Source organism: Glycomyces artemisiae, from assembly GCF_003002955.1.
Classification (GTDB): domain Bacteria; phylum Actinomycetota; class Actinomycetes; order Mycobacteriales; family Micromonosporaceae; genus Glycomyces; species Glycomyces artemisiae.
On the sequence record NZ_PVTJ01000012.1, the window covers coordinates 106,783 to 124,090 of the forward strand.

Here is a 17,308-nt window from a genome sequence, read left to right on the forward strand (position 1 = left end):
AACGAAGCGGCGCGGGCCTCGTGGGCCCGCGCCGCTTTCGTGTGGGATCAAAGCCGTTCGAGGACCATCGCCATGCCCTGGCCGCCGCCGACGCACATGGCCTCCAGGCCGTACCGGCCGCCGGTGTCCTGCAAGGCGTTCAGCAGCGTCGAGGTGATCCGCGCGCCGGTCATCCCGAACGGGTGGCCGACGGCGATCGCGCCGCCTTTGACGTTGAGGCGGTCCTCATCGATCCCGAGGTCCCGGGCCGAGGGGATCACCTGCGCGGCGAACGCCTCGTTGATCTCGACGAGGTCCATGTCCCCGATCCCCAGGCCCGCCAGCGCGAGCGTCCGCCGGGACGCCTCGACCGGGCCGAGTCCCATGATCTCCGGGGAGATCCCGGAGACGCCGGTGGCGACGATGCGCGCGATCGGCTCGATCCCGAGTTCGGCCACGGCGCGGTCGGAGACGACGACGAGGGCTGCGGCGCCGTCGTTGAGGGGGCAGGCGTTCCCGGCGGTGACGGTCCCGCCGGGCCGGAAGACCGGGTCGAGCGCGGCGAGTCCGGCGACGGTGGTGCCGGGCCGGGGGCCGTCGTCGGCGGCGACGACGGTGCCGTCGGGAAGGGTGACGGGGGTGATGTCCTTGTCCCAGAAGCCTTCGGCGATGGCGCGTTCGGCGCGCTGCTGGCTGCGGGCGGCGTAGGCGTCCTGCTCCTCGCGGGTGATGCCGCGGAGTGCGGCGACGTTCTCGGCGGTCTGGCCCATGGCGATGTAGGCGTCGGGGAGCAGGCCGTCCTCGCGAGGGTCGGTCCAGTCGGGGGTGCCTCCGGCGCGTCTCGCAGTGCGGCGCATCGCTTCAGCGAAGACGGGATTCTCCAGTTCGGCGCCGGGGATCGCGTCGCTGGAGCCGACGTCCATGCCGGAGACGGATTCGACGCCCGCGGAGACGAAGACGTCGCCCTCGCCCGCCTTGATCGCGTGGAAGGCCATGCGGGTGGTCTGGAGGCTGGAGGCGCAGTAGCGGGTGACGGTGGCGCCGGGGACGGCGCCCCAGCCGAGCATGACGGCGACGATGCGCGCCATGTTCATGCCCTGGCGGCCGCCGGGCATGCCGCACCCGAGGAGGAGGTCGTCGATGCGGTCCGGGTCGAGGCCGGGGACCTTGTCGACGGCGGCGCGGACCATCTGCGCGGCGAGGTCGTCGGCGCGGACGTCCTTGAGGGAGCCCTTGCGGGCACGGCCGATCGGGGAGCGGGCGGTGGCGGCGATGTAGGCCTCGGTCATGACGGTGTCCTTTCTAGACGAACGCTTGGCGTCCGGTGATCGCCCGGCCGACGATCAGGGTGTTCATGTCGTAGGTGCCCTCGTAGGAGTAGACGGCCTCGGCGTCGGCGAAGTATCGGGCGACGCCGTGGTCGAGCTGGATGCCGTTGCCGCCGAGGACGGCGCGGGCGCGGGCGACGACGGTGCGCATGCGGGAGGTGCAGAACGCCTTCGCCATGGCGGCGTGCTCGTCGCGGCGCTTCCCGGCGTCCTCCAGCTGGGCGGCGCGCACGCAGACGGCGAGCCCGGCGGTGACGTCGGCGAGGTTCTCGGCGAGCTTCTGCTGCACGAGCTGGAACGAGGCGATGGGGCGCCCGAACTGCTCGCGCTCCGCGGCGTAGCGGACGGCGGCCTCGTGGGCGCCGAGGGCGATGCCCATGGCCTCCCAGGCGACGCCCACGCGGGTGGGGCCGAGGACGCCGGCGAGGTCTTTGAAGGAGTCGATCCGCTGGAGCCGGTCGGCTTCGGGGACTTCGACGCCGGTGAGGGTGATGTCGGCGTTCTGGACGCCGCGCAGGGACTGCTTGCGCTCGATCTTCTCGGTCTTGAAGCCCGGGGTGTCCTTGCGGACGATGAAGCCCTTGACCTGGCCGTCGTCGATGTCCTTGGCCCAGATGAGGGTGATGTCGGCGAAGGTGGCGTTGCCGATCCAGCGCTTGGCGCCGTCGAGGATCCAGGTGTCGCCGCGGCGGACGGCGGTGGTGCGCAGGCCGCGGGCGGTGTCGGACCCGGCGAGGGGCTCGGTGAGGCCGAACGCGCCGACGACCTCGCCGCGCCCCATGGGCGGGAGCCATGCGGCGCGCTGCTCGTCGGAGCCGCCGACGCCGATGGCGCCCATGGCGAGTCCGGAGGTGACGCCGACGAAGGTGGCGAAGGAGGCGTCGACGCGGGCGATCTCGACGGCGGCCCAGCCGCGGAAGAGGGCGCTGTTGGGGAACCGGCGGGACTCGGGCCAGGCGGTGCCGAGGACGCCGGTGGCGGCGATGCCCGGGATGAGGTGGTGCGGGAACTCGGCGCGGTCCCAGTAGTCGTCGGCGATGGGCCGGACCTCGCGCTCCATGAAGTCGCGGAGGCGGAGCGCGGCCTCCCGCTCCTCGGGCGCGAGGAGGTCCTGGAAGGCGTAGAAGTCGCCCTCCAACAGATTGGACCGACCGGTCGGTATGTGGTTAGGATGCATGGACCCCCGCCTTCCCCTTGGAGGAGACCGTGACCAACCGATTCCCGTTCCCCTTGCGCTGGAACGACAACGACCAGTACGGCCATATGAACAACACCGTGTACTACGAGGCGATGGACTCGGGCGTCAACACCTGGATGATGCGCCGCGCGGGCCTGGACCCGGCCGGGGAGGTCATCGGGCTGGCGCGGGCCTCGTCGTGCGAGTTCCTCGCGCCCGCCTCGTTCCCCGACGTCCTGGAGGTGGACATCGCGGTGGCCCGCCTCGGGACCACCTCGATCACGTGGGACCTGGCGATCCTGCGCGAGGGCGCCCCCGGCCGGGAGGCGCCGCTCGCGCTGGGGCGGTTCACGCACGTGTTCGTGGACCGCGCCCGCCGCCGCCCGGTGCCGGTGCCCGCGCCGGTCCGCGCCGCCGTGGAGGCGGAGCTGCGGATCGGCGAAGGCGCGCGCTAAGGCGTGAACCTCTGCACCAGTTCGCGTTTGAGGACCTTCCCGCTCGCGCCGAGCGGGAGGGCCTCCACGACGTGGACGACCCGCGGGTACTTGTAGGCCGCGACCTTCTCCTTCATGAACGCCACGACCTCCGCCGCGTCGACCTCCCGGCCCCGCGCGGGGACGACCGCCGCGTGGACCTCCTGGCCGTGCGTGTCGTGCGGGACGCCGAAGACCGCGCCGATCGACACCGCCGGATGCCGCGCGAGGACCGCCTCGACCTCCGAGGGGTACACGTTGTAGCCGTTGCGGATGATCATGTCCTTCTTGCGGTCCACGATGGTCACGACGTGGTCGGCGGTGACGGTGCCGAGGTCGCCGGAGCGGAACCACCCGTCCACGACCGCCGCGGCCGTCGCGTCGGGCCGCCCGAGGTAGCCCTTCATGAGGTTGTGGCCGCGGATGACGATCTCGCCGAGCTCGCCGGGGGCCAGCAGGACGATGCGGTCCTCGGTCTCGGCGTCGGCCGCCGCGACGTCCACGCCCCAGATCGGGGTGCCGACGGTCCCGGGCCGGATCGGCTCGCCCGCCTTGTTGAACGTCGCCGACGGCGCGGTCTCCGTGAGCCCGTAGCCCTCGTGGACCTGCGCGCCGAACGCCGCCTCGAACGCCTCCAGCAGCGCCACCGGCAGGGCCGCGCCGCCCGAGACCGCGAACCGCAGCGGCGGTCGCGCGGGGTTGCGCCCGGCGGCCTCGACGAGCCCTGCGAAGTTCGTGGGCACCGCCGTGAACACGGTGCCGCCGTGGCGGTTGAGCAGTTCCAGCGCATCGTCGGGGTCGAACTTCGGGAGCAGGATGATCGAGGCGCCGCGCCGGAACGCGACGTTGAGGACGGCCATCTGCCCGAAGGAGTGGAAGAACGGGAGCCCGCCGTAGACCACGTCCTCGGGGAACATCGGGAACGAGTCGATGAGGGAGACGTTGACCTGCTCGACCATCGCCAGGTGCGAGCCGACCGCGCCCTTCGGCGTGCCGGTCGTCCCCGACGTGTAGAGGATCGTGGCGGCGTCGAGGGGGTTGACCGAGGCGTAGCGTTCGATCGGGTCCGCCTGCGCCGCTTCGGCTTCGAGGCGCGGCAGGGGCCGGCCTCCGACTTCGAGGCCCTCGGGGGCGAGCACCGAGACGAGCGGGGTCCCGGTGCGCGCCGCGGCGGGGGCGGCCTCGGCGAGGAGCGGCGCGGCGGCCACGAGGAGCTCGGCCTCGGAGTCCTCCAGCACGAACACGATCTCGTCGGCCTTGAACAGCAGGTGGATCGGCACGATCACGGCGCCGAGCGCGAGCGCCGCGTAGTAGACGCGCGGGAAGTCCGGGACGTTCGGCACGAGCATCGCCACGCGCGAGCCGCGCCCGACGCCGCGGGCCGCGAGCGCCCCGGCGTAGGCGCGGGTCTGGTCCCACAGCTCCCCGTAATGCAAGGTGGCGCCCATGAAGTGCAGGGCGGGCGCGTCCGGCGTGCGGCGCGCGGTGTCGGCGAGGATGGCGGCGATCGAGAGGGTCCCGTAGCCGGGGCCGTCGATCGCGGGGTCGGGTCGGTGCGTCATTGCACGGCTCCTTCCATTGTGGATGATGATAGCCGCAGCTCGGCCTTGCCGAGGGAGGCGGCGTGGACTTCGTCGGGGCCGTCGGCCAGGCGCAGCGCCCGCGCGGCGGCGAACATCTCCGCCAGCGGGTGGTCGCCGGTGAGCCCGGCCGCGCCGAACAGCTGGATCGCGCGGTCGAGGATCCCCTGCACCGCACGGGGGACGGCGACCTTGATCCCCTGGATCTCCTTCATGGCGGCCCGGTTCCCCTCGGTGTCCATGAGCCACGCGGTCTTCAGGACCAGGAGCCGCAGCGCCTCGACCTGGACGCGCGCGTCGGCGGCCCACTCGCGGACCACGCCCCGGCGGGCGAGCGGCCCGCCGAAGGCGATCCGCTCGTTCGCCCTGCCGCGCACCAGGTCCAGGGCCCGCTCGGCCATGCCGAGGGCGCGCATGCAGTGGTGGATCCGGCCGGGCCCGAGGCGGGCCTGCGCGATCGCGAACCCGCCGCCGGGCTCGCCGAGAAGGTTCGCGGCGGGGACGCGCACGTCCTCGAAGCGGATCTCGGCGTGCCCGCCGTGGTCGCGGTCGTCGTACCCGAGGACCGTGAGCGGCCTGACGACGGTGACGCCGGGGGTGCCGCGCGGGACGAGGACCATCGACTGCTGCCGGTGCCGCGGCCCGTTCGGGTCGGTCTTGCCCATGACGACGAGGAGCTCGCACTCGGGGTTCATGGCGCCTGTCGCGAACCACTTGCGGCCGTTGACGACCCATTCGCCGCCGTCCCGCTGGACCCGGGTCCCGATCTGGGAGGCGTCGGAGGAGGCGGTGCCCGGCTCGGTCATGCAGAACGCCGAGCGGATGCGGGCCTCCAGGAGCGGTTCGAGCCACCGCTCCTGCTGCTCGGGCGTGCCGAAGTGGACGAGGAGCTCCATGTTCCCGGTGTCGGGCGCGGCGCAGTTCATCGCGGCCGGGGCGAGCCGGGAGCTGCGGCCGGTGATCTCGGCGACCGGCGCGTACCGGAGGTTCGACAGGCCCCCGCCGCGCCCGTGCGGTCCCGGCGGCAGGAACAGGTTCCACAGGCCGCGTTCGCGGGCGATCTCCTGGAGCTCGCGCACGATCGGGCGCGGGCCCCACTCGCCGGGCGCGGCCGCGAGCTGCTGCGCGAGCACCGGCTCGGCGGGGAGCACGTGCTCGTCGAGGAACGCGGCCGCCTCGTCGGCGAACGCGCGGGTCATCTCGTCGGGTCGGAAATCCACAGCCCCTCCTCCGCCAGGGGCGCCACGAGCGCCCCGATCGCATCGAAGCCCTCGCCCACGGTGTGGCCCTTCGTGTACCGGAAGTGGACCCCTTCGAGGATCACCGCAAGCTTGTAGCAGGCGAACGCCCGGTACCAGCGCAGGTCGGGGACGGGCGTCCCCGCGCGCGCCGCGTACGCGTCGACGATCTCGCCGAACGCGGGGTAGCCCGCGCCGGGGACGATCGCGCCCGCGGCCCGCTCGCCGCCGGCGAGTTCCGTGATGTGCCAGTACATGCCGAGCATGCCGAGGTCCACGAGCGGGTCGCCGAGGGTCGCCATCTCCCAGTCGAGGACGGCGGCGACGCGCGGTGATCCGGGCGGCCCGGCGACGATCATGTTGTCGAGTCGGTAGTCGCCGTGGACGATCGCGGCGCGGCCGGAGTCCGGGACGGCGGCGGCGAGCCGGGTCCCGAGGGCGTCCAGGGCCGGGACCTCCCGGGACCGGGACGCGTCGAGCTGCCGCGCCCAGGTGCGCATCTGGCGCGCCAGGTACCCGTCGGGCCGGCCGAAGCCGCCGAGCCCGAGCGCCTCGGGCTCGGCGGCGTGGAGGTCGGCGAGGATCTCGGCGACCTCGATCCCGAGGCCGTGGAGTCCCGCGGGGGTCCAGTCGGCGTTGCGCGCGGGGCGGTCCAGGACCGCGCCCTCGACGAACGCCATCACGAAGAAGACCGTGCCGGTGACCTCGCGGGCCTCGGTGTCGTCCACGACGTCCACGGTGGCGGGCACCGGGATCGTCCCGTGCAGGGCCGTGACGACCCGGTGCTCGCGGCGCATGTCGTGGGCGGTCGGCAGGGCGTGGCCCAGGGGCGGGCGCCGCAGCACCAGCGGGGTCTCGGCGCCGTCGACCCGGTACGTCAGGTTCGAGCGCCCCCCGTCGATCAGCGCGGCCCGCAGCGGGCCCTCCCCCGCGAGCCCGGGGTGCTCCCGGGCCAGCCAGCGGGCGAGCCCCGCGGTGTCGAGCCCTGGCATGTCGGTCATCGGTCTCCTTCCGCTCGCGGGCTACTCGCCCGGGATGCCTTCGTTCTCCAGGGGGACGGGGGACGCCTCGATCGCGTTCACGCCGCCCGCGGTCACCTCGTACACCGGTCCGGCGTAGTCCTGGACGCCCTCGTCGACGACGGTGACGCCCACGGCCCGGTAGGCGGCGTGGTCGTCCTCGGAGAACGAGAGGGGCACGATCCCGTTGCCCGCCAGGTCGCCCGATTCGACGGCGGCCACGAGGGACTCGCGGGTCGGGTCGTCCCCGGCGGCGGCGAGGGCCTCGGCGAACAGGTAGCCGACGCTCATCCCGAAGACCGTGTTCCCGGTGTAGGGCGCGCCGTCGTTGTACTCGTCGTTGATCTCGCGGAACAGCGCGTCCCATTCGCCGCCCGCGCTGGAGGGCAGGTAGTTGACGCTCACCATGCCCTGGAGGAGCGCGGGGGCGAGGTCCTCGCCGAGGTAGCCCGCGAGGGTCGGGTAGTCGGCGCCGGAGGAGGACACGTACCACCGCGGGAACCACTCCATCTGGGCCGCGGTGCCCACGGCCATCGCGGTGAACCCGTTGATGGTGCCGAGGACGTTCACCTCGCACCCGGCGGTCATCATGGCGCCGAGCTGCGCCGTGAGGTCCTCGCTGGACACCGCGTAGGTCTGGACCTCGGCGATCTCGTTGGAGCCCACCACGGTCTCGACGCCTTCGAGGATGCCCTCGCCGTAGTCGTCGTCCTGGCCGAGGACGCACACGACCGCGCCGGGGTCCTGCTCGACGGCGTACTGCGCGAGCGCGGCGCCCTCGGTCACGTAGTCGGCGTTGAACGCGAAGGTGCTGTCGTAGACCTCGGGCTGGTTCCAGGCCAGCGCCCCGGAGGAGACGAACAGGTCGGGGACGCCCTGCTGGTCGAGGTAGTCGAGGACCGACGAGTGCGTGGGGGTGCCGAGGCCGTTGACGATCGCGAAGACCTCGTCCTCGGTCACCAGTTCGCGCACGGCGGTCTGGGTGGCGGCCGGGTCGTACGCGTCGTCCTTGACGAGGTACTCGATGTCGCGGCCGTTGACGCCGCCGTTGGCGTTGACGTACGCGAAGTAGGCGGCGGTGGCCGCGGAGATCGCGGAGTACCCGGCGGCGGCCGGGCCGGTGAGCGGCTGGTGGGTGCCGATGACGACGGCGTCGTCGGTGACGCCGGGGACGGTCTCGTCGCCGCCGGGCGTGGAGCACGCGGCGGCGGCGAGGGCGGCCGCGGCCAGTGCGGCGGCGGTGCTGAGGGTTCTGGGGTTTCGCATGACGATCACCTCTCTGTGGTCGTGGAAGGGGTTGCGAAGCGGAGGGCCCGGGCCCGGTGGAGCAGGCGGGCGGCGCCGCCGGGCCAGGCGAGGGTGAGGGCGACGAGGGCGGCGCCGAAGAGGAGGACCGCGAGGTTCCCGTCGAGCCGCCGTCCGAGTTCGGCGGGGGCGAGGGCGGCGAGTTCGTCTGCGGCCCAGGGGAGGACGGTCACCAGGACCGCCCCTGCGGCGGCGCCGCCGATGCTGCCGAGGCCGCCGGCGACGGCCGCGACGACGAGCGACAGCGAGAACGCGAGGCCGTATCCGCCGGGCGTGACCTGCTGGGTGGCGATCGCCAGGACCGCGCCGCCGAGCCCCGCGGGGATCGCGGAGGCGACGAACGCGCCGGTCTTCACGCGCCCGGGGTCGATGCCGGAGAGCCGGGCGGCGGTCTCGTCGTCGAGGACCGCGCGCATGCGCAGCCCGGCCGGGCCGGAGCGGAGGACGGCGAGCGGCGTGACTGCGGCCGCGGCGACGGTGATCGCGAGCCACGCGTGCCACTGCTCGACGGCGATGAGCGCCGAGAGCGCTTCGGGCACGGGGAAGAAGGGCGCGCGGACGCCCTGGTCGCCGCCGAGCGGCAGGGCGCCCGCCGCGGCGGAGAGGGCGATGACGAGGGCGAGGGTGAGTCCGGCGAGGTAGGGGCCGCGCAGGCGCGCGGCGGCGGCGCCGAGGAGCAGCCCGAGGAGGCCGGACGCCAGGGCCGCGGCGAGGAGGCCGGCGAGCAGTGCGAGCGGCCATGGACCGTCCACTGCCGTTGCGGCCCAAGCGAATCCGTAGCCTCCGGCGGCCATGAGGACCGCGTGGCCGAGGGACAGCTGCCCGGTGAGGCCGACGAGGACGGTGAGGCCCGCGACGGCGGCGAAGCACGCGGCGGCGGCGGCGAGCTGGTAGTTGCGGAACGGGTCGAGCCCGAAGGTCCCGCCGAGGGCGAGGACGGTGAGGAGGAGGGCGCGCAGCGGGGTTTTCATGCGGTGCGGGCCTCCTTCGCGGCGAGGAGGCCGCCGGGGCGGACCAGGAGCACGAGGGTCATGAGCGCGAGGACGGCGAGCGGGGCCGCGGACGCGGAGGCGTACCCGGTGACGAGGCTGACGAGCAGGCCGGTGCCGATCCCGGCGAGGAGCGCCCCGGCGGGCGAGTCGAGGCCGCCGATGACGGCGACGGCGAACGCGTTCACGAACAGGAGGTCCACGGCGTGCGGGTTGAGCCCGAGTTCGGTGGGCACCAGCAGGAGTGCGGCGAGCGCCGCGGCGGCGGCCGACAGGGCCCAGCCGAGTGCGACCATGCGCGGGACGCGCACCCCGGCGAGCCGGGCGGTCTCGGGCGCGAACGCCGCGGCCCGCAGTCGCAGGCCCAGCGGGGTGCGGTTGAACAGCAGCGCCAGGGCGGCCATGACCGCGGCGGCCGCGCCGAGCGTGAACAAGTCGTACGGGGAGAGCAGGGGCACACCGCCGATCACGAAGGGCCGCTGCGAGAACGGCGGATGCATGGGCCGGTGCTCAGGGCCGAAGGCGATGGCGAGCCCGGCTTGGAGGACCATGACGAGTCCGATCGCGACGATGATGCCCGGGAGCGGCGCGTGCGCGGGCAGGCGCCGCATGAGGCCGCGTTCGACGGCGGCGCCGAGGAGCGCCCCGGCGGCGAGGCCCGTGGCGAGGCCGATCCAGTAGGAGCCGGTGGCGGCGGTGGCGTGGAAGGCCGCGTACACGGCGGCGGCGGCCATGGCGGCCTGCGCGAAGTTGACGACTCTCGCGGCGCGCCAGACGATCACGAGCGAGAGCGCGAAGAGCGCGAGGACGGCGCCGCGGGCGAGCCCGGCGGCGAGGAGGAACAGGAGGCGGTCCATCAGCGCGGCTCCGTTTCGTGCCGGGGGGCGAGTGCGGGGGCTCGTTCCATCAGAACCCCAGGTAGGCGTGGCGCAGGGCCGGGTCGGCGGCGAGTTCGGCGGCCGGGCGGTCGGCGGCGACCGCGCCGAGCGAGAGCACGACGCCCCTTTCGGCGACCGAGAGCGCGCTCGCGGCGTTCTGCTCGGCGAGGAGCACCGTCAGTCCGGTGCGGGCCGCGGTCTCGCGGAGCACGCCGAGGAGCTGCGCGGTCGCCTTGGGCGCCAGACCGAGCGACGGCTCGTCGAGCAGGAGCACGCGGGGCCGGGCGAGGAGGGCGCGGGCGAGGGCGAGCATCTGCCGCTCCCCGCCCGAGAGCGTGTGGCCGGGCGTGCGGCGGCGCCGGTCGAGCGCGGGGAACAGTCCGTACATCTCCTCCACGGCGGCCTTGCGGGCCTTCGCCTTGTGCCGCCAGAGCCCGCCGAGGCGCAGGTTCTCGTCCACGGTGAGCTCCACGACCGTGCTGCGCCCTTCGGGCACGAGTCCGAGTCCGGCCCGCATCCGATCCTCAGTGGACATACCGGTCAGGTCGGTGCCGCCGAGGAGGATCCGCCCCGCGCGCAGCGGGACCAGCCCGGTGAGGGCCCGCAGGAGCGTGGTCTTCCCGGCGCCGTTGGCGCCGAGGAGGGCGGTGACGGCGCCTTCGGCGAGGTCGAGGTGCAGCCCGTCGATGACGGGGGCGCCGTCGCCGTAGCCGACGGTGAGGCCGTCGCAGGCGAGGGCGCTCATGCGGCGGCCTCCACACCCAGGTACGCGGCTTCGACGGCGGGGTCGTCGCGGACCTCGTCGGGGGTGCCGGTGGCGATCACGCGGCCGAAGTCGAGGACGACGATGCGGTCGGCGGTGCGCATGACGAAGTCGACGTGGTGCTCCACGAGGAGGACGGCGCAGTCGAGGCGGTCGACGGTCTCGGCGAGGGCGTCGATGTCGGCGGGGCCGAGGCCGCCCGCGGGCTCGTCGAGGAGCAGGAGCCGCGGGCGCGGCGCGAGGGCGCGGGCGAGCGCGACGCGCTTGCGCTCGGGGTAGGGCAGGGCGCCCGCGGGCCGGTCGGCGAGTCCGGTCAGGCCGAGGTCGTCGAGGACGGTGCGGGCCTTGGCGTCCGCGTCGCGGTCCCGGAGCGCGATGAGGGGCGCGCGGACGTTGTCGAGGACGGTGAGGCGGTCGAACAGGCCGAGTCCCTGGAGGGTGCGGGCGACGCCCGCGGCGAGGAGGCGGGTGGTCCGGGCGGGGGCGGGCCGCCCGTCGATGTGCACGGTTCCCTTGCGAGGCTTGACGAGTCCGCAGATCGCGTTGAAGGCGGTGGTCTTGCCCGCGCCGTTGGGGCCGATGAGGGCGACGGTCTCGCCGGGGCGGACGTCGAAGCTCACGCCGTCGAGGGCGGTGAGGCCGCCGAAGGCGACTTCGAGGCCGCTCACGGCGAGTCGGGGCGGGGAGGGGGTCATGCGCGCACCTCTTCGTGTGGGGGTGGTCTCACCATACCCTAGATACCGACCGGACGGTATGTGCTGAGGACAGTGAATCCATGTCGATATCTTGCGTGTCTTTCGGCAGGTCAGGTGTGAGGGATGCCGACGGTCATGCCGCCGTCGACGACGATCTCGGCGCCGGTGAGGTACGCGGAGGCGTCCCCTGCGAGGAACACGATGGCCCCGGCGAGATCGGCGGGGACGCCGGGGCGCCCCAGCGGGATCTGGAGCCGGCCGGGGTCGATCCGGGTGGTCATGTCCGTGGCGACGAACCCGGGATGGAGCGAGTTGACGCGGATCCCGGCGGGCCCGAGCTCGACGGCGAGCGACTTGGTGAGCCCGCGGACGCCGAACTTGGCCGCGGTGTAGCCGTGCAGCCGTTCCGAACCGCGCAGCCCTTCCACAGAGGACACGTTGACGATGGCGCCGCGCCCGGCGGCCTTCATGGCGGGCACGACGGCCCGGCAGCCGAGGAACACGCCCGTGAGGTTCACCGCCAGCACCGCGTTCCACTTCGCCAGCGTGAAGTGCTCGATGGGGGCGGCGTTCGCGATCCCGGCGTTGTTGACGAGCACGTCGACCGCCCCGAACGCGTCGAGCGTCGCCGCGACCGCGGCGTCCCAGGCGCCCTCGTCGGTCACGTCGAGCGCGCAGAACCGCGCCCCGTCCAGCTCCTCGGCCAGCGCCTTCCCTTGTTCTGCAAGGACATCGGCGATCACGACCCGCATGCCCTCGGCGTGCAGGGCCCGCACGTACGCCTCGCCGATGCCGCGGGCGCCGCCGGTGACGATCGCGGTGCGCCCGGCCAGGCCGTTCACTCCCCCACCGCCACCACGAGCCGCCCGGTGGTCCCGCCGTCGGCGAGCCGCTGGACCGCCTGCGCCGCATCGGCGAAGGGCACCGCCGCCGAGACGACGGGCCGCACGGCCCCTTCGGCGGCGAGGCGGGTCAGCTCGGCGTGCGCCTCGGCGACGAGGTCGGGGCGGCGGCGCTGGTACAGGGCCCAATGGAGGCCGAGGACGCTGTAGTTCTTGACCAGGGCGTGGTCGGCGCGCACGGGCGGGACCTCCCCGGAGGCGAAGCCGACCACGACGATGCGGCCCTCGAAGCCCACGGCCCTGGCGGACCCGGTGAACGCGGCGCCGCCGACAGGGTCGAACACGACGTCCGCTCCCCCGGCGGCCTTGACCGCGCCGGCCCAGTCCTCGCCGCGCAGCAGCACCCGCGCCGCCCCGGACGCTTCCGCAACGCGCGCTTTGGCCTCGGAGCCGACGACGCCGATCACCTCGGCCCCGGCGACCGCGCCGAGCTGGCAGGCGGCAGTGCCGACGCCGCCCGCGGCGGCATGGACGAGGAGTGTTTCTCCACTCTGGATATTCGCGCGCCGGTGGAGTCCGAACCAGGCGGTCTGGTACGCGATGAGGAACGCCGCGGCGGCCGCGTCGTCCAGGGCGTCCGGCGCCTCGTGGACCGACGCCTCCGGCACGGCGGCGTACTCGGCCATGACGCCGATCGCGGTCGCGACCACCCGCTGCCCCACCGCGAACCGCTCCGCGCCGGGCCCGAGCGCGGCGACCTCGCCGCACAGCTCGATCCCGGGCGTGAACGGCAGCGGCGGCCGCTCCTGGTACTGCCCGCGTGCGAGCAGCACGTCCGGGAAGTTCACGGCCACAGCGCGATTGCGGATCAGGACCTCGCCGGGCCCGGCCTCGGGCACGGGCGCCTCGCCGAGTGCCATGACGTCGGCGGGCTCCCCGTAGGCGCCGATCCGCCACGCGCGCATGGTCTCAGCCATCGGCCCTCCGCAGGCTCCGCAGGAACAGCTCGGTGATCTGGGCGGCCAGTTCGGCCTCGTTCTCGGGCCCCTCGTAGGTGAACCAGTGGGGCAGGTAGTGGATGTCGGAGAAGAAGTGCGCGATGAGGACCGAGACGGGCACGTCGTCGCGGAACCGCTTCTCCTCCTGCCCGCGCACGATGAGCTCGGCGAACTTGTCGTGGTACTCGCGCCTGCGCCGCTTGACCTCGGCCTGCCGCTCGGGCGTGAGCATGTGCTGGCTGCGGAAGAACACCGTGCCCTCGGGGAGGAAGTCGATCGAGGTCACCACCACGTCCTCGCACACCGCCCGCAGCACGTCCTCGGTCTCGCCGCCCGCCGCGGTGATCTCGTCGAGGCGGCGCTTCTGGAGCGACAGCATCCGCTCGTAGATCGCGAACAGCAGGTCGTCCTTGGACGTGAAGTAGTGGTACATGGCGCCCTTGGTGACGCCCGCGGCCTGCACGATCTGCTGGACGCTGGTGTTGGCGTACCCCTGCGCGGCGAACAGTTCGAGGGCGGCGCGGAGCACCTCGTCGGCCACGTTCTTCGTCTTCATGGCTCCCATCCTTCACCAGGTGAGGCGGGCGCTGGCGCCGCCGTCCACGAGGATCGTCTGACCGGTGATCCAGGCGGCGTCGTCCGAGAGCAGGAACGCGGCCGGCCCGGCGACGTCCTCGGGCTCCCCGAGCCGCGCGAGCGGGTACGCGGCGGCGGCCTCGGCCTCGCGGCCCTCGTAGAGCGCCTTCGAGAAGCGGGACTTGACGACCGCGGGCGCGAGCGCGTTGACGCGGGCGGCGGGCGCGAGCTCCGCGGCGAGCTGCTGGGTCTGGTTGATCAACGCGGCCTTGGAGATCCCGTAGAAGCCGATGCCGGGGCTGGCGGCGGTGCCCGCGATCGAGGCCATGTTCACGACCGACTTCAGCCGCCCTCCCTTGAGGGCCGCGCTCGTCCAGGCGAGCGCGGCGAGCACGTTGACCTCCAGGATCTTGCGGGCCGCGTCGAAGTCGATGCCGGTGAGGGGCCCGTACGCGGGGTTGATCCCGGCGTTGTTGACGAGATGGTCGAGGCCGCCGAACCGCTCGGCGGCGTGCGCGACGGCCGCGTCCCGGTGGGCGGGGTCGTCGGCCTTGCCGGGGACGCCGGCGGCGCGCTCCTCGCCGAGTTCGGCGACGGCGGCCTTGAGGGCCTCCTCGTCGCGACCGGTGACGACGACCGACGCGCCCTCGTCGACGAGCCGCCGGGCGACGGCGAAGCCGATGCCCCTGCTCGCTCCGGTGATGAGGGCGACTCTGTCCGCGAACCTCTGCATCCACGACTCCAAACCGTCTGGTCGGTATGCAGGTGACCGTACCATGGCGTTCGCCGCCGAGGAATCCCCGCAGTATCATCAAAATCAAACGTATTCACACATTATCGAAAAGAGGCATCGCGATGACCGCAGGGATCGACACCCCGGACCGCCGCGGCCGCACCGGGCTCGACCGGCAGGGGCGGGGCCTGGACGGGAACCCGGACGTGCGCATCGTCGACGTCGAGCTGCTCTCCAGCGACTGGTACGTGCTGCGCAAGACCACGTTCGACTACCGCGGCCCCGACGGTACCTGGACCCGGCAGCAGCGCGAGACCTACGACCGCGGCGACGGCGCGGCGGTCCTCCTCTACGACGCCGGGCGCGGCACGGTCGTCCTCACGCGCCAGTTCCGACTGCCCGCGTATGTGAACGGGCACCCCGACGGGATGCTCTTGGAGGTCCCGGCGGGCCTGCTCGACGGCGACGCGCCCGAGGAGGCGATCCGCCGCGAGGCCGCCGAGGAGACCGGCCTCGCGATCGGCGAGCCGCAGCGCGTGTTCGCGCCGTACATGTCCCCCGGCTCGGTCACCGAGCGCCTGCACTGCTTCGCGGCCCCGTACGACGGGTCGTCCCCGCTCGCCGACCGCGCGGGCGTCGCCGAGGAGGGCGAGGACATCGCCGTCGTGGAGCTGCCGTTCGCGAAGGCGCTCAGCATGGTCCGCACCGGCGAGATCGCCGACGCGAAGACGGTGATGCTCCTCCAGTGGGCCGCACTGGAAGGGCTGCTCAAGTGATTGACTCTCTGGTCCGGTGGGGTGCTGGCTAGTGCGGGCAGCGACGAAGAGGTCCCATTGCGCTTGGGTCGGGTTGGCGGCCTTGGGGTCCGGGGGCGGGCGGGAGGGAAAGAGAGCGGTGGTGCGGCCGGGGCTGGATGAAACTTCCTCACCAAAGATCACCCTTCTGGGTGTTGACGCACTTTAGCACACAGCGTCACAATTGAAGCACGTTCATCGAACAGGCAGACGGAAACAGGCGACACATTCGAGAACAGCGACAGGCGAGGGGGTGATCCCGATGGCGGCCAATACGATCGAAGCCCGCACCAGCGCAAGCGACCAGGCCCAGACCATCCAGACCCTCCTCGAAGGCGCCGCCACGGTAGTCAACACCCAGTACGCCCAGGTCCTCGCCGCGGTCATCGACGCCAAGCAGGCGAACCTCCACCGCACCGCCTTCGGCTTCTCCGCCCTGCGCGACTGGCTCATCTCCACCTTCGACTTCACCCACCGCACCGCCGCCGACATCGCCGCCATCGCCCGCCTCTCCACCAAATTCCGGGCACTCGTCGAAGCAGCCGTCTCCGGGCAGGCCAGAATCGACCAGGTCGCCTACGCCGTCAGGCAACTCGACCGGTCCCCTGCGATGCGCCTGTTCGCCCTCACCCCCTTCCGCACCCCCGTGGCCTCCCCCTTCGATCCTGCGGTGCTGTGCGCGACACCCGAACACCTGATCGCCCAGTACTGCCAGCACGCCCCCTTCAAAGACCTCCAGCGGCACCTTGATGAACTGGCCGCCCACCTGGCCGAGGAGTCCGAACTCCTCGACTCCCTCGGCCAGCAGTCCCTCCAATGGATCGAACTGGCCGAGACCGACAACGGCATGTGGGCCCTCTCCGGCGAACTCTCCGGCGACACCGGCAGACTCCTCGACAAGTACCTCAAGACCGCCTGCCCCCCGCCCCGCCAAGACGAACAAGACCTCGACGGGGTGCTCCCGGCGCAGCCGAACCGGCACGCCGAAGCCCTCCACCAACTCCTCGCCAGCTACGGCACCAGCCCCGACGCAGTCAAGCGCCACGGCCACACCGCCACCCTGGACCTCATGGTGGACATCGACACCCTGCAGGGCAAGGACACCGGCCGCACGCCCCTCCTGGAAGGCCAGCCCGTCTCGGTCGCCAAAGCCCGCCTGATGGCATGCGAAGCCGGGATCATCCCCGGCGTCTTCGACTACGCGACCGGCGAGGCAATCGAACTCGGCAGGGCCGCCCGCCTCCCCAATGCCGCGCTGCGCCGCAAGCTCGAACTGGAGCAGCGGGAAGGGTGCGCCTGGTCGGGCTGCTCGCGCCCGGTCGCCTGGACCGAAGCCCACCACATCCAGCACTGGGCCGACGGCGGCGACACCAGTGCCGACAACCTGATCCTCCTGTGCCGGTTCCACCACGGCCGCATCCACACCACCGGCTGGACGATCGAAAAGACCGGCCCCGGCCAGGCGACCATCACCCACCACGACCACCCCGCCACCGGTGATGACACCGGGGCCGGGCAGGCCAGGGAATGCGGATGCTCCGACTGGCGCACCGATGCGGACATGGACACCGAAAACCAGGACACGGACTGGGATGTGTTCCCGACCGGCCTCTACCGCACCGAATGGTCCCCCACCCTCAAACCCGACCTCGACGCACGAGCCGAACAGGCCGAACGGCAAAGAGCCCTCGCCTCGATCCGGGCAGCCAGAGCCAAATGCCGAACACGCTTCACACCCCAGGCCAAAGAGCCTGCACCGGCCAAGGCGAGCAGGCCGACCGGACCGCCCCCGCCTGCGGCCAGCCATCGGGAACCGATCCCGACCGGCAGCCCAGAAGACCCGCCCTTCTGAACCCGCCCGCCCCGGACCACCCAACCAGGGCGGGAGAAGGAAAGCGAAGGCACAAGCACAGGCACATCAAAACCCCAGGCCCGGCGTCC

General features: G+C 73.0%; 17 protein-coding genes. 3 read left to right on the forward strand and 14 right to left on the reverse strand.

The genetic code is table 11. The features are described 5' to 3' along the window. Positions 1-47 precede the first annotated feature (47 nt). Both B0I28_RS24150 and B0I28_RS24155 read right to left on the reverse strand, forming a co-directional pair. Positions 48-1,268: an acetyl-CoA C-acetyltransferase gene (locus B0I28_RS24150; protein ID WP_106366423.1), complete on the reverse strand. Its 1,221-nt coding sequence runs from the start codon at positions 1,266-1,268 to the stop codon at positions 48-50. Between the two features lie 13 nt (positions 1,269-1,281). Then, positions 1,282-2,484: an acyl-CoA dehydrogenase family protein gene (locus B0I28_RS24155; RefSeq protein WP_106366424.1), complete on the reverse strand. Its 1,203-nt coding sequence runs from the start codon at positions 2,482-2,484 to the stop codon at positions 1,282-1,284. 29 nt (positions 2,485-2,513) lie between these two features. Between B0I28_RS24155 and B0I28_RS24160 the strand changes: the two genes are divergently transcribed. Further along, positions 2,514-2,939 carry an acyl-CoA thioesterase gene (locus tag B0I28_RS24160; protein ID WP_245889089.1) on the forward strand — a complete coding sequence of 142 codons (426 nt, stop codon included), beginning with the start codon at positions 2,514-2,516 and terminating at the stop codon, positions 2,937-2,939. Here B0I28_RS24160 and B0I28_RS24165 read toward each other — a convergent pair. The 12 genes from B0I28_RS24165 to B0I28_RS24220 form a co-directional block, all read right to left on the reverse strand. Next, a complete protein-coding gene (locus B0I28_RS24165) occupies positions 2,936-4,519 on the reverse strand; it encodes an AMP-binding protein (protein WP_106366425.1) in 1,584 nt (527 codons plus the stop codon). The genes B0I28_RS24160 and B0I28_RS24165 overlap by 4 nt on opposite strands. Continuing rightward, positions 4,516-5,757 carry an acyl-CoA dehydrogenase family protein gene (locus B0I28_RS24170; protein WP_245889090.1) on the reverse strand — a complete coding sequence of 414 codons (1,242 nt, stop codon included), beginning with the start codon at positions 5,755-5,757 and terminating at the stop codon, positions 4,516-4,518. Before B0I28_RS24170 ends, B0I28_RS24165 begins: the two co-directional genes overlap by 4 nt. Continuing rightward, positions 5,733-6,776 (reverse strand): phosphotransferase family protein, encoded by a 1,044-nt coding sequence (locus B0I28_RS24175; protein WP_106366427.1) that lies wholly within the window; start codon positions 6,774-6,776, stop codon positions 5,733-5,735. The genes B0I28_RS24170 and B0I28_RS24175 overlap by 25 nt, the downstream gene beginning before the upstream one ends. 21 nt (positions 6,777-6,797) lie before the next feature. After that, positions 6,798-8,060: an ABC transporter substrate-binding protein gene (locus B0I28_RS24180; RefSeq protein ID WP_106366469.1), complete on the reverse strand. Its 1,263-nt coding sequence runs from the start codon at positions 8,058-8,060 to the stop codon at positions 6,798-6,800. A gap of 5 nt (positions 8,061-8,065) precedes the next feature. Continuing rightward, positions 8,066-9,070, reverse strand: a complete 1,005-nt coding sequence (locus B0I28_RS24185) for a branched-chain amino acid ABC transporter permease (RefSeq protein ID WP_106366428.1) — start codon at positions 9,068-9,070, stop codon at positions 8,066-8,068. Continuing rightward, complete coding sequence (locus B0I28_RS24190; protein ID WP_106366429.1) at positions 9,067-9,945, reverse strand: branched-chain amino acid ABC transporter permease; 879 nt, start codon at positions 9,943-9,945, stop codon at positions 9,067-9,069. The genes B0I28_RS24185 and B0I28_RS24190 overlap by 4 nt, the downstream gene beginning before the upstream one ends. Positions 9,946-9,994: 49 nt before the next feature. Then, a complete protein-coding gene (locus B0I28_RS24195; RefSeq protein WP_106366430.1) occupies positions 9,995-10,711 on the reverse strand; it encodes an ABC transporter ATP-binding protein in 717 nt (238 codons plus the stop codon). Beyond that, a complete protein-coding gene (locus tag B0I28_RS24200; RefSeq protein ID WP_106366431.1) occupies positions 10,708-11,424 on the reverse strand; it encodes an ABC transporter ATP-binding protein in 717 nt (238 codons plus the stop codon). Before B0I28_RS24200 ends, B0I28_RS24195 begins: the two co-directional genes overlap by 4 nt. 110 nt (positions 11,425-11,534) lie before the next feature. Further along, complete coding sequence (locus B0I28_RS24205) at positions 11,535-12,266, reverse strand: glucose 1-dehydrogenase (protein WP_106366432.1); 732 nt, start codon at positions 12,264-12,266, stop codon at positions 11,535-11,537. Further along, positions 12,263-13,231 carry a zinc-binding dehydrogenase gene (locus tag B0I28_RS24210; RefSeq protein WP_106366470.1) on the reverse strand — a complete coding sequence of 323 codons (969 nt, stop codon included), beginning with the start codon at positions 13,229-13,231 and terminating at the stop codon, positions 12,263-12,265. Before B0I28_RS24210 ends, B0I28_RS24205 begins: the two co-directional genes overlap by 4 nt. A 4-nt stretch (positions 13,232-13,235) precedes the next feature. Continuing rightward, positions 13,236-13,820, reverse strand: coding sequence for a TetR/AcrR family transcriptional regulator (locus B0I28_RS24215; RefSeq protein WP_106366433.1), 585 nt, complete (start codon positions 13,818-13,820; stop codon positions 13,236-13,238). A gap of 12 nt (positions 13,821-13,832) precedes the next feature. After that, complete coding sequence (locus B0I28_RS24220) at positions 13,833-14,573, reverse strand: SDR family oxidoreductase (RefSeq protein WP_106366434.1); 741 nt, start codon at positions 14,571-14,573, stop codon at positions 13,833-13,835. A 122-nt stretch (positions 14,574-14,695) separates the two neighbouring features. Between B0I28_RS24220 and B0I28_RS24225 the strand changes: the two genes are divergently transcribed. Both B0I28_RS24225 and B0I28_RS24230 read left to right on the forward strand, forming a co-directional pair. Beyond that, positions 14,696-15,349, forward strand: coding sequence for an NUDIX domain-containing protein (locus tag B0I28_RS24225; protein WP_106366435.1), 654 nt, complete (start codon positions 14,696-14,698; stop codon positions 15,347-15,349). Positions 15,350-15,629: 280 nt separating this feature from the next. Further along, entirely contained in the window at positions 15,630-17,219 is a 1,590-nt protein-coding gene (locus B0I28_RS24230; protein ID WP_106366436.1) for an HNH endonuclease signature motif containing protein, read from the forward strand. The last annotated feature ends 89 nt before the right edge of the window (positions 17,220-17,308 follow it).

What these genes read in the sequence shown, in the direction of transcription:
- B0I28_RS24150 (WP_106366423.1), bottom strand. Translation starts at nt 1,268, where the DNA reads ATGACCGAGGCCTACATCGCCGCCACCGCCCGCTCCCCGATCGGCCGT.
- B0I28_RS24155 (WP_106366424.1), bottom strand. Translation starts at nt 2,484, where the DNA reads ATGCATCCTAACCACATACCGACCGGTCGGTCCAATCTGTTGGAGGGC.
- B0I28_RS24165 (WP_106366425.1), bottom strand. Translation starts at nt 4,519, where the DNA reads ATGACGCACCGACCCGACCCCGCGATCGACGGCCCCGGCTACGGGACC.
- B0I28_RS24175 (WP_106366427.1), bottom strand. Translation starts at nt 6,776, where the DNA reads ATGACCGACATGCCAGGGCTCGACACCGCGGGGCTCGCCCGCTGGCTG.
- B0I28_RS24180 (WP_106366469.1), bottom strand. Translation starts at nt 8,060, where the DNA reads ATGCGAAACCCCAGAACCCTCAGCACCGCCGCCGCACTGGCCGCGGCC.
- B0I28_RS24185 (WP_106366428.1), bottom strand. Translation starts at nt 9,070, where the DNA reads ATGAAAACCCCGCTGCGCGCCCTCCTCCTCACCGTCCTCGCCCTCGGC.
- B0I28_RS24190 (WP_106366429.1), bottom strand. Translation starts at nt 9,945, where the DNA reads ATGGACCGCCTCCTGTTCCTCCTCGCCGCCGGGCTCGCCCGCGGCGCC.
- B0I28_RS24195 (WP_106366430.1), bottom strand. Translation starts at nt 10,711, where the DNA reads ATGAGCGCCCTCGCCTGCGACGGCCTCACCGTCGGCTACGGCGACGGC.
- B0I28_RS24200 (WP_106366431.1), bottom strand. Translation starts at nt 11,424, where the DNA reads ATGACCCCCTCCCCGCCCCGACTCGCCGTGAGCGGCCTCGAAGTCGCC.
- B0I28_RS24210 (WP_106366470.1), bottom strand. Translation starts at nt 13,231, where the DNA reads ATGCGCGCGTGGCGGATCGGCGCCTACGGGGAGCCCGCCGACGTCATG.
- B0I28_RS24215 (WP_106366433.1), bottom strand. Translation starts at nt 13,820, where the DNA reads ATGAAGACGAAGAACGTGGCCGACGAGGTGCTCCGCGCCGCCCTCGAA.
- B0I28_RS24220 (WP_106366434.1), bottom strand. Translation starts at nt 14,573, where the DNA reads ATGCAGAGGTTCGCGGACAGAGTCGCCCTCATCACCGGAGCGAGCAGG.
- B0I28_RS24225 (WP_106366435.1), top strand. Translation starts at nt 14,696, where the DNA reads ATGACCGCAGGGATCGACACCCCGGACCGCCGCGGCCGCACCGGGCTC.
- B0I28_RS24230 (WP_106366436.1), top strand. Translation starts at nt 15,630, where the DNA reads ATGGCGGCCAATACGATCGAAGCCCGCACCAGCGCAAGCGACCAGGCC.